General features: G+C 72.3%; 12 protein-coding genes. 5 read left to right on the top strand and 7 right to left on the bottom strand.

Translation table 11 applies throughout. The features are described 5' to 3' along the window. Positions 1–108: 108 nt before the first annotated feature. A complete protein-coding gene (locus B0I32_RS13580; RefSeq protein WP_245955812.1) occupies positions 109–1491 on the top strand; it encodes a S28 family serine protease in 1383 nt (460 codons plus the stop codon). Between the two features lie 104 nt (positions 1492–1595). Here the strand turns inward: B0I32_RS13580 and B0I32_RS13575 are convergent, their stop codons facing one another. From B0I32_RS13575 to B0I32_RS13555, 5 genes are all read right to left on the bottom strand, one after another. Further along, positions 1596–2687 carry a Gfo/Idh/MocA family protein gene (locus tag B0I32_RS13575; RefSeq protein ID WP_219911777.1) on the bottom strand — a complete coding sequence of 364 codons (1092 nt, stop codon included), beginning with the start codon at positions 2685–2687 and terminating at the stop codon, positions 1596–1598. After that, on the bottom strand, positions 2684–3463 hold the full coding sequence (locus tag B0I32_RS13570; protein WP_106238607.1) for a ThuA domain-containing protein: 780 nt from the start codon (positions 3461–3463) through the stop codon (positions 2684–2686). The genes B0I32_RS13575 and B0I32_RS13570 overlap by 4 nt, the downstream gene beginning before the upstream one ends. 20 nt (positions 3464–3483) lie before the next feature. After that, positions 3484–4302: a carbohydrate ABC transporter permease gene (locus B0I32_RS13565; protein WP_106238605.1), complete on the bottom strand. Its 819-nt coding sequence runs from the start codon at positions 4300–4302 to the stop codon at positions 3484–3486. A gap of 34 nt (positions 4303–4336) precedes the next feature. Next, complete coding sequence (locus tag B0I32_RS13560) at positions 4337–5275, bottom strand: carbohydrate ABC transporter permease (RefSeq protein WP_245955811.1); 939 nt, start codon at positions 5273–5275, stop codon at positions 4337–4339. Positions 5276–5362: 87 nt separating this feature from the next. Continuing rightward, positions 5363–6547, bottom strand: coding sequence for a sugar ABC transporter substrate-binding protein (locus B0I32_RS13555; RefSeq protein ID WP_219911776.1), 1185 nt, complete (start codon positions 6545–6547; stop codon positions 5363–5365). Between the two features lie 341 nt (positions 6548–6888). Here B0I32_RS13555 and B0I32_RS13550 point away from each other — a divergent pair, with 341 nt between their 5' ends. After that, a complete protein-coding gene (locus B0I32_RS13550; RefSeq protein ID WP_106238601.1) occupies positions 6889–7902 on the top strand; it encodes a LacI family DNA-binding transcriptional regulator in 1014 nt (337 codons plus the stop codon). Positions 7903–8097: 195 nt separating this feature from the next. Next, positions 8098–9462, top strand: a complete 1365-nt coding sequence (locus B0I32_RS13545; RefSeq protein WP_146178147.1) for a sensor histidine kinase — start codon at positions 8098–8100, stop codon at positions 9460–9462. A gap of 31 nt (positions 9463–9493) precedes the next feature. Here the strand turns inward: B0I32_RS13545 and B0I32_RS13540 are convergent, their stop codons facing one another. Beyond that, the gene (locus B0I32_RS13540; protein WP_146178146.1) at positions 9494–10999 is read right to left on the bottom strand and encodes a hypothetical protein; all 1506 of its coding nucleotides are present in this window, start codon (positions 10997–10999) and stop codon (positions 9494–9496) included. A gap of 174 nt (positions 11000–11173) precedes the next feature. Between B0I32_RS13540 and B0I32_RS13535 the strand changes: the two genes are divergently transcribed. Then, on the top strand, positions 11174–11473 hold the full coding sequence (locus B0I32_RS13535; RefSeq protein WP_106238593.1) for a hypothetical protein: 300 nt from the start codon (positions 11174–11176) through the stop codon (positions 11471–11473). 30 nt (positions 11474–11503) lie between these two features. Here the strand turns inward: B0I32_RS13535 and B0I32_RS13530 are convergent, their stop codons facing one another. Next, the gene (locus B0I32_RS13530; protein ID WP_106238590.1) at positions 11504–12421 is read right to left on the bottom strand and encodes a DNA-3-methyladenine glycosylase family protein; all 918 of its coding nucleotides are present in this window, start codon (positions 12419–12421) and stop codon (positions 11504–11506) included. A 97-nt stretch (positions 12422–12518) separates the two neighbouring features. Here B0I32_RS13530 and B0I32_RS13525 point away from each other — a divergent pair, with 97 nt between their 5' ends. Beyond that, a complete protein-coding gene (locus B0I32_RS13525) occupies positions 12519–13403 on the top strand; it encodes an NAD-dependent epimerase/dehydratase family protein (RefSeq protein WP_106238589.1) in 885 nt (294 codons plus the stop codon). The last annotated feature ends 78 nt before the right edge of the window (positions 13404–13481 follow it).

The raw sequence follows: 13481 nt of genomic DNA, 5'->3' as shown, positions 1-13481 counted from the left end.
GCGACGTAGCGGCGGGGTGGCGGGCACGGCGGGAGGCTGTTCGGGCGGGGGATGATCGGTATACGGTCGGGCGATACTGGTCCTCCTCCCCTCAAGGAGCGACATACCGTGCGATCCCGGTTCCTGGCCGCGCTGGCGGCCGCGTTGGCCGTCGTGACGGCCCTCACGCTCAACGCTCCTCCTGCCGCGGCGCAGGACGACCTGCTGGACAGGCTCAAGGCCATCCCCGGACTCACCGTGGTCTCGGAGACCCAGCCGGCCGGCTACCGGTTCTTCGTCCTGACCTTCACCCAGCCGGCCGACCACCGCCACCCCCGCAAGGGGACCTTCCAGCAGCGGCTCACCCTGCTGCACCGCTCGGCCGAGGCGCCCGTCGTCCTCTACACCGGCGGGTACGGGCTGCCCGCCGCCCCCACGGCCTCCCGTACCGAGCCGACCCGGCTGGTGGACGGCAACCAGGTCTCCGTCGAGCACCGCTTCTTCACCCCCTCGCGCCCCTCGCCCGCCGACTGGGACGACCTGACGATCTGGCAGGAGGCGACCGACGAGCACCGCATCGTCCAGGCGCTCAAGACCGTCTACTCGGGCAAGTGGCTCCAGACCGGAGCGAGCAAGGGCGGCATGACGTCGGTCTACCACCGCCGCTTCTACCCCGGCGACGTGGACGGCGTGGTGGCCTACGTCGCGCCCGACGACCCGGTGAACCAGGCGGACCAGACCTACGACCGCTTCTTCGACCGTGTCGGCACCCCCGCCTGCCGCGCCGCGCTGCGGACCGTGCAGCGGGAGGCGCTCAAGCGCCGCGGCCGCATGGTGGCGCTGCTGGAGGCCGACGCGGCGCGCAACGGCTACACGTTCACGAGGACGCTCGGCAGCGCCGACCGCGGGTTCGAGATGACGATCCTCGACACGGCGTGGGCGTTCTGGCAGTACATGTCCGAGGCGGACTGCGCCGCCGTGCCGCCCGCGAGCGCCACGGACGAGGAGCTGTACGCCTGGATCGACGCGGTCACCTTCTTCGGCTTCTACACCGACCAGGGCCTGGAGTACTACTGGCCGTACTACTACCAGGCGGCCACCCAGCTCGGCTGGCCCGACCTGGAGTTCGCGCACCTGCGCGGGCTGACCCGCCACCGCGGCCTCTACCAGCCCAACTCGGTGCTGCCCGCCGAGCTGCGCTCCCGGCACGATCCGCGCCCGATGCTCGACGTGGACCACTGGGTGCGGACGCGGTCGGAGCGCATGCTCTTCGTCTACGGGCAGAACGACCCCTGGAGCGCGGAACGGTTCACCCCGAGCCGGCGTGACTCCTACCTCTACGTCGCGCCCGGCTCCAACCACGGGGCGAGCATCGCGCGGCTGAGCGAGGCGGACCGGCAGGCGGCGACCGACACGCTGCTGCGCTGGGCTGAGGTGCCGCAGGCGCGGCGGCTGCCGGAGGCGGCGAGCCTGCCCGACGACGACATGCTGCCCGACCGCCGCACCCGCTGACCGCCGCACCCGAGTGACCGCCGCACCCGCGTGACCGCCGCCCGCCGCCCGCCGCCCGTCTCCCGTTCCGGCGGGTGACGGACGGCGGGCACGGGCGGGGGCTCTCAGCCCGTCCCGGCGGGCGTGCGCGCGGGCGCGGCCGTCCCCCAGGACGCCAGCCGCTCGCGGATCTCCGGCCGGACGGGCAGGGCCAGCGCGTCGCGGTACGCGCGTTCCAGCAGGTCGGCGAGCTCCACCCGGACCCCGCCCGACTCGGCCGAGCGGACCGCCGCCGCGACCATCGCCAGGCTGCCGAGGTTGCGGGCGATGGCCCCGGACGGCTCCGCCCCGGTCCGCAGCGCCGTGACGAACTCCGCCAGCGCCCCGGCGATCTGCTCACTGGCGCCGGGCGGCACGTCGGTGACCCCGTCCACGCTGGAGGTGACCCGGGCCTCGCCGTCCCACGTCGCGCTCCCGCCGGCGCCGGCCGCCCGCCACTCGCCGTTCCACGACGTCTCCAGCCCGTCCGCGCACCAGCTGCCGCTGTAGACGTAGCGGGCGCCGCCGTCGAAGCGGAACGTCGCCGTCGCGGCGGCGTCCCCGCGGTACCAGCTCCACGAGGGGTTCCAGCTCTCGCACACGACCGAGACCGGCTCCGTGCCGAGCAGGTAGCGGGCCGCGTCGAAGGCGTGGATGGCCATGTCCACGAGCAGCGGCTGCGGCATCTCGGCGCGGAAGCCACCGAACCTCGGGGCCCGGTAGAAGCCGGTGGTGAGCAGGCCGGGCGGCCCGAGCGCGGCGATCCGCTCCCGGTAGGCGGCCAGGGCGGCGTAGTAACGGCGCGACTGGCTGATCATCAGCAGCCGCCCGGACGCCTGCGCGGCCGCGGCCTGGACGAGCGCCTCGGCCAGCGTCGGCGCGGCCGGCTTCTCGCACAGGACGGGCACGCCGGCGAACAGCGCCTCGACGCTGACCTCGGTGTGCGCCTCGGGAACGGTGACGTTCACGACGGCGTCCGGCCGGGTCGCCGCCAGCAGGTCGCCGAGCGAGGCGCTCACCTCGGCCGCGCCGCCGACCGAGCGCACGGCCTCCGCCGCCCGCGCCACGTCGAGGTCCACGACGCCGGCCACCTCGACGTCAGGGGAGGCGGTCAGCGTACGCAGCCAGGCCATCCCCATCGAGCCCGCCCCGACCTGCACGATCCGGACCGTGCTCACCCGGCCTCCTTGTTCTTCATGGCGCCGCGGTAGCCGTGCCCGGTGAAGAAGTCGCCGCTGTCGTAGCGCAGGAGTGTCGGCAGCTCACGCCTGGACCGGTCGCCGGCCGCCCACTCGACGCCGTTCGCGATGACCTGGAGCACGTCCGGATGGTGGTAGACCGGGTAGTCCTGGTCGCCGGGGCTGAAGTAGAAGATCTTGCCGTTGCCGCGCCTGAAGGTGCAGCCGCTGCGGAACACCTCGCCGCCGGTGAAGGAGCTGATGAAGACGAGCTCGTCGGGCGCCGGGATGTCGAACTGCTCGCCGTACATCTCCTGGGCGGGGATCTCGATGGGGTGGGGGACGCCGCGGGCGATGGGATGGCCGGGGGCGACCGTCCAGACCAGCTCGCGATCGTTCTCGCTGCGCCAGCGCAGCGTGCAGGTGGTGCCCATGAGCTTGGTGAAGATCTTCGACCAGTGGCCCGAGTGCAGCACCAGCAGCCCCATGCCGGACAGCACGTGCCGGTGCACCCGCTCCACCACCTCGTCGGACACCTCGCCGTGCGCGGCGTGTCCCCACCAGGTGAGCACGTCGGTGCCGGCCAGCACCTCCTCGGTCAGTCCGTGCTCGGGATCGTCGAGCGTGGCGGTGCCCACGGTGGCCCGCTCGCCCAGACGGGCCTCGATGCCGCGCCGGATGGCGTGGTGCATGCCGTCCGGGTAGATCTCGGCGACCTTCGGCTCGACCTGCTCGTGCCGGTTCTCACCCCAGACCGTGACGTGAATGGCTCCCATGACAGTCCCTTCTTCGATGATTACTTGACGGCGCCGCTGACGGCTCCCGCCGCGATGTAGCGCTGGGCGAAGATCAGCAGCAGGCCGGCCGGGATGGAGGCGAGCACCGCGGTGGCCATCACCGTGGCCCAGTCCTGCGAGTTCGCGCTGATGTAGTCGTAGATGCCGAGGGTGATGGGCCGGACCTCGGGCGTGCTGGTCAGCGTGAGCGCGAAGAGGAAGTCGCTCCACGCCGACAGGAAGGTGAACAGGGCCGCGGTGACGATCGCGTTCCTGCTGATCGGCACGATGATCGAGACGAACGCCCGCAGGTTGCCCGCGCCGTCCACCAGCGCCGCCTCCACCAGCGCCTGGGGGATGGAGCCCATGAACGCGCGGATGAGCAGGATCGCGAACGGGATGCCCGCGGCGGTGTTGGCCAGGATGAGACCGAAGATGTTGTTGATCAGGAAGAGCGAGTTGAACAGGGGATAGAGCGCGTTGGCGATGACCATCGCCGGGATCATCTGGGTGATCAGCAGCACCAGCAGGAAGGCGGTGCCGCCGCGGGTGCGGAAGCGGGCCAGGCCGTAGGCCGCGGGCGTGGCGATGACCAGCGTCAGCGCGACGGTGCCGAGGGCGATGAGCAGGCTCGTGACGAAGTTGCCGCCCTGCTCGGTGAGCGCCGTCGCATAACCCTCGAAGGTCGCGTGGACGGGGAAGAAGTCACTGGTCGCGGCCCCCGAGCCGGCCTGGAGGCTGCTGTTGACCATCCAGTAGACGGGGAAGATCATCACGGCGAGGAAGAAGACGCCCAGCACCGTCATGGGCAGCCGGCGCGCGGTCGATGGGTGGTTCATGGTTCGGCTTCCGATCAGCGGCTCGTCGCGGGGCTCACGCGGTGGGCTCCCGGCGCGAGATGAAGAGGTAGACCAGGGCGAAGACGAGCGAGACGACGATGAGGATGTTGCTGATCGCCGCGCCCTCGCCGAAGTTGAACTCGACGAACGACTTGTTGTACGCGTTCGTGGCCAGCGTCTGGGTGGAGTTGGCCGGGCCGCCGCCGGTCAGGCCGAGGATGATGTCGACGACCTTGAGCGTGTAGACGACGCCGAGCACCAGGACGACGGTGACCACGGAGCGCAGGTTCGGCCAGGTGATGTGCCGGAACGCCCGCCAGCCGACCGCGCCGTCCAGCGAGCCCGCCTCGTACAGCTCCTTCGGCACCGCCTGCAGGCCGCTGTAGAGGATGGCCACGTTGAACGGGATGCCCAGCCAGATGTTGACCCCGATCACGCCGATCAGCGCGAGCGTCGGGTCGACCAGCCAGGGCACGGCCGGCCCGCCGAACAGGCCGAGGAACTGGTTGAGCGCGCCGCTCTCCTGGTCGAGCAGCCACTTCCAGACCGCGCTGGAGGCGATCAGCGGGATGAGCCAGGGCAGCAGCAGCATCGAGCGCAGGAACCCGTTCAGCGGGAAGTTGCGCCGGAAGAACAGCGCCAGCGCGAGCCCGATCACGAACTGGAAGGTGATCGATCCGATCGTGAACAGCGCCGTGTTCACCATGGTCGTGGTGAACAGGTAGCTCGACAGGATCGTCACGTAGTTGGCCGGCCCGACCCAGGGGGCCTGGCCGCTGTAGAACGTCGAGGTCGTGTACTCCTGGAAGCTCATGACGACGTTCTGGACGATCGGATAGCCGAAGAACATCGCCACGAAGACGACGGCGGGCAGGGAGAACAGCCACGGGGTGGCGCGGCGGAGCAGCTGCCTGAGGGCGGTCGCGCGCTGGTCGCCCGCCGTGGCGGGAAGGCTGAGGTCGGCCGAGGTCACCTGGCCACTCCTTTGCGAGGTCTGGGTCGGTCGGCTGCGGGGGGCACGGGCCGGCACCGGTCCCGCCGGACGGTCTTCGGCGCGCGGCTATTCGCCCTGCGCCTGCCGCAGCGCCCGCGCCGGCGCGGCCTTGCCGGTCAGCGCGATCTGCACGGCGTTGTAGATCTTCGTCGCCGCCTTCGGCCAGTCGGGCCCGAGGATCGCGGTACGCGAGCGCGCGGTCCGCATGGTCGTGACGAACGTGGCCATCGCCGGATTGGCCCGGCCCGCCCGCTCGGCCACGTCCGGGTCCGCCGGGACGGTCTGCCTGACCTGCGCCGTCTGGAGCTGGCGTTCCGGTGAGACGAGGCACTTCACGTACTGCCCGGCCCGGGACATCCGCGCCCGGTCGCCCGTGCGCGGCACCGTGAACAGCTCACCGCCGAGCGGGGCGACGGTGGGCTGCGTGGCCAGCCGGGTGGGGATGGCGAACGTCCCCCAGTCGATGCTCTTGTCTTCCTGGAGCGTGGGGATCTGCCACGGGCCGTTGACCACCATCGCGGCCTTGCCGGCCAGGAACTGGTCGATCACGTCGTCCTGGCTCCAGATGATGGAGCTCCTGGAGATCGAGCCGTCCGCCTGCAGATCGACGAGGAACTGCAGCGCCTGCACGGTCTCGGGGGTGGTGATGTCCTGCTCGGTGCCGCCGTTGCCCCACATGAACGGCAGGAACTGCCAGGAGCCCTCGTAGGTGTTGATGTTGCTCATCGCGAAGCCGTAGCGGTCGCCGGTGGTCAGCCGTTTCGCCGCCGCGCGCAGTTCGTCCCACGTCCTGGGCGGGGCGGTGATGCCGGCGGCCCGGAACAGCTCCTTGTTGTAGAAGATGCTCAGCGTGTTCACGGCGGGGGCGAGCCCGTACAGGGTGCCGTCGTAGGTGCCCGCCTTGACCACGGCCGGGCCCATGCCCTCACCGTGCAGGCCGTAGTCGCCGAGCGGTGAGAGCGCGCCGGACTCGGCGATCTGCTGCACGTCGGGATTGTCCAGCATGAGCACGTCGGGCAGGGTGCGGGAGGAGCTCTGCTGGAGGACCTTGGGGATCAGGCCGGGGCCGGGCACGTGGTTGATCTCGACCCGCACGCCGGTGCTCTTCGCGCACGCGTCGTAGATGGGGTCGAAGGCGTCGTCGTAGTAATCCTGGATCGTCAGCGTGTTCGGTGATTTCGGGCCGGAAGCCGCCGTTCCGCCGCACGCGGTGAGGCTGAGCGGGAACAGGGCCACTGCCGCGACAGCCACTTTGGGCGCCTTTCTCCGGCGCTTCTGCGCTGTCTCCATATGAGCTACTCCTTGTGCACCACGTGTGGGGGTTCGGGGGTCGGCCACGGCGTGAACGAAGGGTCGGAGCTGCGGATCGGGGAGGAGGGCAGGCGGAGGCGGCCTGCCACGAGGTGTTTACGGCGCCACGCGCGGCGTGGCCGGCACTGATCTATCAAAGCGCTTTACCGCGCTCACTTGTGAAGTATGTTGCGCCGTTCTGTCGGTGATGTCAACAACGAGTCAAGCGTTTTATGGAAGTCCCCGGGGCGATATAGTCGCCAGTGCTTCGCACACCCGCGCCTGATGGGGAGGCGGCCTCGATGGTCACGATGCGCGACGTCGCCGAGCGGGCCAACGTCTCGATCGCCACGGTCTCGTTCGTCATCAACGGCAGCAAGCGGGTCGCCCCGGAGACCCGCGCCCGCATCGAGGCGGCCATCCAGGAGCTCAACTACCGGCGCAACGTCGTCGCCCGCGCCCTGGCCAGCTCGCGCACGCGCATCCTCGCCCTGCTCCACCCCGACCTGGAGTCCCGGCCCAACGCCACGGTGATCCAGTTCGTCATGGGGGCCGCTCACGGGGCGCGCGAGCGCGGCTACGACCTGGTGCTGTGGCCGGTCAACGACGACGAGCAGATGTCCCACCTGCTGGCCGGCGGGCTCGTGGACGGCGTGCTGCTCATGGAGGTGCGGATCAGCGACCCGCGGGTCGAGCGGCTGCTCGCGTCGGGCGTGCCGTTCGCGCTGATCGGCCGGACCGAGAAGGACGATCTGCCGTACGTCGACATCGACTTCGCCGCCACGATCGAGCTGGCGGTCGCGCACCTGCGCTCCTTCGGCCACGAACGCATCGCGCTGGTCACGCAGCGCACGAAGGCTCAGGCCGGCCACGAGCCGGGCCGGATCATGCGGGTCGAGTCCGCCTACCTCGACGCCATCGCGCCCCTCGGGGCCCCGCCCGCCATCGTCGCGGTGGAGGGCACCTCGGCCGGCGGCCGCGAGGCCGCGAGCGTGCTCGGCGCGGACTTCCCCGGCTCGACCGCCGTGATCCTGGTCAACGAGGGCGCCTCGGCGGGGCTGGTCAAGGGCTCTCGGGCGCTCGGGCGGCGCGTTCCTGAGGACCTGTCCATCATCTCGGCGGCCACCACGCGAGAGCTGGGCGAGATGATCGAGCCGGCCCTGACCGTCATGGCGGCGCCGGCCCCGCAGCTGGGGCGGCTGGCCGCCGACGCCCTGATCGACCAGCTCGAAGGCGTCCAGGACGCGCCGCCGCACGTTCTGATCCCGTGCGCGCTGGAGCCGGGCCAGTCGGTCGGCCCCGCGCCCGTGGACTGAGCCGCGCCGCTGAGCCGTCTCCCTGAGCCGCGTTGCCGGGTCGCTTCGCTGAGCCGCTGAGCCGCTGAGCCGCTGAGGCGCGACCATGCGGCGGTTATGCACCATTACGGGCCCTAAAACGGATTTGTCGGGGAATCTCCCGAGGTTGGCGGCGAAGGGAACGACTGTGTTCTGCTGATCCTCGGGGGAGACTGCGTGAGCACACGGTTGGGCCGCTCGCTGCGGACACGGCTGGCGATGTTCGCCGGCATCGCGATGCTGCTGCTGTACATCATCGTCAGCGCGTCCGTCCTGTACGGCATCCGCAACGAGGCCTCGGACGCCAGGGCGCACGACATCAGGGGCAAGACCATCACGGTGCTGCTCATGATCAAACGCGGCAGGCTGCCCCAGGTGCTGGACCCGGTCGGGCTCGACGGTCTCCAGGTGATCAACCCGCGCGGGGAGCCGGTCGCCTGGACCCCCAATCTGGCCGGCCAGCCCAGGGTGACGGCGGAGATCCCCCACCTGCGCCAGACCAACGACTACACCAGGCTGTGCGACCTGCCCGCCTTCGACGGCAAGTGCGAGATCGCGGTGGTGCTGATCGCGTACCAGCCGGACGGCGAGTGGACGATCTACGGCTTCGGCCCGGCCGTCCCCTGGTACGTCAGCCCGCAGGTGCTCATGTTCCTGATCGGCCTGGCGGTGGCGCTGGTCGCGCTGACCTGGTTCGGGGTGTCGCGCGTCGTGGACCGGACGCTCGCGCCCGTCGGCGACATCACCAGGAAGCTCTCCCTGATCAGCGCGGGCGGCGGCGGCATGCGGGTGCCGGTGCCGGAGACCGACGACGAGATCAGGGCCCTGTCGGAGACCGCGAACGAGATGCTGGGGCGGCTGGAGGAGGCGCTGGAGCAGCAGCGACTGCTGATGGAACGGCAGCGCAGGTTCGCCGCCGACGCCTCCCACGACCTGCGCAGCCCGATCACGGCGATGCGCACCCAGATCGAGGACGCCCTGCTCCATCCCGAGGACACCGACTGGCGGGAGACCGGCGCCGAGGTGCTGGCCAGCCTGGACCGGCTCCAGGCCATCGTGACCGACCTGCTCACGCTGACCAAGCTGGACGCCGGCGCCGCCGACAACCGCGAGCCGCTCGACCTCAGCGAGCTGATCGCCGCCGAGACCGCCAGGCCGCGCCGCAAGCAGATCATCACCACGCTGCAGCCCGGCCTGCGCGTCATGGGCGACCGGCTCCAGCTGGCCCGCCTGCTGACGAACCTGCTGGACAACGCCGAACGGCACGCCGAGTCGAAGATCTTCGTGAGCGCTCGGCAGGACGGCGACGACGCCGTGATCGAGGTGGTCGACGACGGCGCCGGCATCGCTCCCGACCAGCGCGAGATCGTCTTCCAGCGCTTCACCCGCCTCGACGCCTCACGCAGCCGCGACGCCGGCGGCACCGGGCTCGGCCTGGCCATCGCCCGCGAGATCGCCTCGGTCCACCTCGGCACGCTGACCCTGGAGGACTCCGACGTCGGCGCCCGCTTCGTCCTCCGGATTCCGATCTCAGAGGACTGACCGGTTTCGGATCAGCGTGACTGGTGGGTGGTCAGCGTAGTTCGTAGGCGTGCCAGCGGCGCGGCATCCCGGCCGCCTCCCAGGGCCGCAGGAACGGCGCGGGCGTCTGACCTCCCCGGTCCACGGCCACCACCCGCGTGCCCGCAGCCGGCGCCCCGCGCACCTGGGAAGGCGGCTCCGCCGGCCAGCTCAGCACCGGGTACCCGTGGCAGCCCATCCGGTAGGCGATCATCACGGCGCGCTCGCCGTACACCAGGCAGGGCGGCCGGACGTCCATGGCCAGCAGCGCTCGCGCCACCCGGCCGTCGGCCCCGCGCCTGGCCAGCCCGCCCGTGACGACCTTGTCCAGCGTGATCCCCTGAAGAACGACCTGGGCCACCACACCGGCGGCCACGAGCCCCGCCAGGACGGGACGCCGGCCAGGCGACCACACGGCGTGCGCCACGGGCAGAGCCAGCAGCGCGTACGCGGGCAGCAGGAACCGGGGAGCCGCGTACCCGACGAGAAAGGCGTACGGCACGGCCATGGCCAGCCCGCAGACGGCGGCCAGCACACATCCAGCCAGGCCGGGCACACCGCCGGGCACGCGCGGGCCGCCGGGGTGCAGGACCGTGACCGGGTGAGCGCGGTGCCGGGTCGTGGGTGCTCGGTCGTGGCGGCGGGCGGCGTACAGGCCGAGCAGGGCGAGGGCGGGGACCGCGATCAGCCAGAGCAGCCACGCCGTCACGACCGGCCCGCAGTCCGCGGGAGGGCGGCACAGCAGCGGCCCGTCGAGCGCCCTGACGTGATCGAGGAGCGAAACGTGCAGGCCGGTCTCGTTCGCCGCACCGGCCGCGTGCCAGCGCGCCGCCGGGCCGCCGAAGCGCACGTACGCCTCGACGATCCAGTCCGCCCAGCCCACCACCAGCCCGGCCACGAGGGCGATCCCGGCCCGCCGGCACCTCCACCCGGGCCTGGCCAGCGCGAGCGCGAGCGGCAGCACGAGCCAGACGCTGTCCGGCGGACGCAGCAGCGCCACGGCCGCCACGCTCACCGCCAGCCCGGCCGCCGGGCCACGCCCCGCCTCCGGACGTACGCAGCGCAGGAAGAACCCCGTGGCGGCCACCGCGCCGAAGGCCACCCACAGGTTCGGCATGGCCTCGTTCCCGTAGAACAGCGCGAGCCACGTGGACGCGAACAGCAGCGCGGCGACGGGCACCACGGGGCCGGGACGCACGCGCAGCCAGACGCCGAACGACGCGTACAGCCCCAGGGCGGACAGCAGGCATAGATAGACCCGCAGCGCCTCGGTGGACGAGGTGACCAGCGCCACGGGAGCGACCAGCAGCGTGATCCCCCTGGCGCGCGGCGCGATGAACTCCGTCGCCGGCACCCGGGGGTCGACCTGGCTGACATAGACGACCTCGTCCCAGCCCAGCCCCATCCCGGGAGCGACCGCGACCAGCTGGACGGCCGCGTACCCCACCGCCACCAGAACCAGCCACGCCCGCCCGGCCGCCCCGTGCCGCCACGGCGGCTGAGTCTCGTTCGATCCCACGGCCCTGTTCTTAGCCCCGGACCCGGCGCCGGGGCGGGCGGAACGGCGGGTGCTGGCGTAACGCATGCCCGTCCATGACGTTCGCGAGGGCCGCCGCCTGCGGGATGACTGACCCGCCGGAGATCGGGAATGCATCTCCGGACCGGGAATGTGCGACATCGAAAGGAGATCCACATGGACCAGCGGGGATCCGGCGACCGGCATGAGCGCACCGCCGCGGGCCACCAGCCCGCGCACGTCCGCTGCACACCTCCCGCCGCCGCCGCGCTGTTCGAGATCGCCGTCCTGGACACCACGAGCGAGGACGGCCGGCCCCGCTGGCACACGATCGGCTGGGGCGTCGGCAGGGGAGAGGCCGACAGCATCGCGGAGACGTACGTGACCCGTCCGATGTGCCCCTACGACGAGGCCCAGATCCGGCACAACGGTCACCTGGTGGGCGTGCACCGCAGGCCCGCGGGCCGCACCGGCTAGACCCGGCCGGATCCGGCAGCCGGTGGTGGGTCAGGATCCGTCGCCAGGGAGCCGGTCGCGCGGTTCGTCGTCGTTCATGACGCCGTACGCGGTCGCCCGGAACAGAAACGACGCCCACGAGCGGTAGGGCCGCCACGAGTCCGCCAGCCTCCGGTACGCCGACGGCGGGGCGTCCTGCGCCAGCCCGTACGCCTCGCGCAGAATGGCGAACAGCCGCGGCTCGTCGCCGGGGAACGCGTCCGGCGCCCCCGCGCCCCTGATCAGGATCAGCCCCGCCGAGAACGGCCCCACCCCGGGCAGCCCGCGCAGCTCGGCCAGCGCCTCCTCAGGGGCGAGCGAGCGCAGGTGCTCCGTGGTGAGCAGCCCGTCGAGCGCCGCCCTGGCCAGCCCGCGTACCCACTCCTCCTTCTGCGCGGGCAGCCCGAGACCACCCGCGTCCAGCAGCGAGACCGGCGGCGGGAAGGCCGTGTACGGCTGCCCGTCCACCTCGACCCGCGCGCCGTACCGCTCCGCGATGCGCTGCTTGATCCGGGCCGCGACCAGCATCGACGAGCGCTGCACGATCACCGCCCAGCACGCCGCCTCCCACGGGCTCCAGAAGCACACCGGCCGCAACCCCGGCCGCAGCCGCTGGAGGTCGCCGAGCACCGGGTCGGCCTCGCTCAGTTCGGCGAATCCGGCGCCGTCCACGTCGAGCGAGAGGATCCGCGCCACCTCGCCCCTGATGCCCGGCCCCGCCGCCCGCGTCGTCGCCACCGACACCCCGCCGGGCGCCGCCGTCACGCGTACCCCGACCGGCCGCCAGTCCGACTCCGCGCAGTAGGCGAAACGCAGCGCCCGGCCGTCGGAGGGCAGCGCGGTCGTGGCCGGCCAGTCCTCCACGAAGCGCAGGGTCTCGGCGAAGTCGAAGGGACCTTCGGCGATGATCGTGAATCCGTGTGTGGGCATGGGCGTATGGTAGGCGCCGCTCAGGACCGGGCGGCGAACACCGTCGCCGGCGCCTCGGCGACGGCAGGACAGAGATCGGACAGGCAGGGGAACGGACATGCGCATCTTCGTCGCGGGCGGCACCGGCGCCGTCGGCCGCCACCTCGTCCCGGCGCTGGTGAAGGCCGGCCACGAGGTCACCGCGACCAGCCGGACGGAGGCGGGGCTCGCGCTGCTGGAGAGCCAGGGAGCGGCCGGCGTGCGCCTCGACGTCTTCGACGCCGAGGCCGTCAGGGGGACGGTGGCCGCCGCCGCGCCCGACGCGATCATCCACCAGCTCACCGCGCTGAGCGACGGCAACCCGGCCGACAACGGCCGCATCCGCAGGATCGGCACCCGCAACCTGGTGGACGCCGCCCGGCACGCCTCCGTGGGGACGATCGTGGCGCAGTCCATCTCCTGGGTGTACGAGCCCGGCGACGCTCCCGCCACCGAGGGCACCCCCTTGGACGAGCGGGCGCCGGAACCCAGGGCCGGCATGGTCGCCGCGGTCCGCGCGCTCGAAGACGCCGTCACCGGCCTCGACCGGCATGTCATCCTGCGGTACGGCCTCTTCTACGGCCCCGGCACCTGGTACCGGCGCGGCGGACTGGTCGCCGACGTGCTGCACGGGGACACCGGCGACCCCGCCGCGCGGATGCTCGGCGACCTGGCCGCGAACGACGCGGTGTCGTCCTTCGTGCACGTCGAGGACGCGGCCCTGGCCGCCGTCGCCGCGCTGGACTGGCCGTCGGGACCGGTCAACATCGTGGACGACGAACCCGCGCCCGCCCGCGAGTGGCTGCCGGCCCTCGCCGCCGCCGTGGGGGCTCCCGCTCCCACACCGGCTCCGGCGGGAGGGCGGCTGGGCTGGCAGCGCGGCGCCGACAACACCTTGGCCCGCTCACGCGGCTGGCACCCCGTCCACCCCACCTGGCGAACGGGCTTCAGCACCGGCGGCTGACCGCGCGGGCGGCCGGTCCGCACGGCCGGGCTGGATCGGGGCGGCGGGTGACCCGCCGGCGTACAGCGTTCGGGGCGG

The organism is Nonomuraea fuscirosea (genome assembly GCF_003001935.1).
GTDB lineage: Bacteria > Actinomycetota > Actinomycetes > Streptosporangiales > Streptosporangiaceae > Nonomuraea > Nonomuraea fuscirosea.
Note: the sequence above shows the minus strand (reverse complement) of the source record. Positions and strands in the feature narration are given on the sequence as shown.

Excerpts from the sequence above, each read along its gene's own strand:
- B0I32_RS13565 (WP_106238605.1), bottom strand. The coding sequence starts at position 4,302 with ATGAACCACCCATCGACCGCGCGCCGGCTGCCCATGACGGTGCTGGGC.
- B0I32_RS13535 (WP_106238593.1), top strand. The coding sequence starts at position 11,174 with ATGGACCAGCGGGGATCCGGCGACCGGCATGAGCGCACCGCCGCGGGC.
- B0I32_RS13570 (WP_106238607.1), bottom strand. The coding sequence starts at position 3,463 with ATGGGAGCCATTCACGTCACGGTCTGGGGTGAGAACCGGCACGAGCAG.
- B0I32_RS13530 (WP_106238590.1), bottom strand. The coding sequence starts at position 12,421 with ATGCCCACACACGGATTCACGATCATCGCCGAAGGTCCCTTCGACTTC.
- B0I32_RS13525 (WP_106238589.1), top strand. The coding sequence starts at position 12,519 with ATGCGCATCTTCGTCGCGGGCGGCACCGGCGCCGTCGGCCGCCACCTC.
- B0I32_RS13550 (WP_106238601.1), top strand. The coding sequence starts at position 6,889 with ATGGTCACGATGCGCGACGTCGCCGAGCGGGCCAACGTCTCGATCGCC.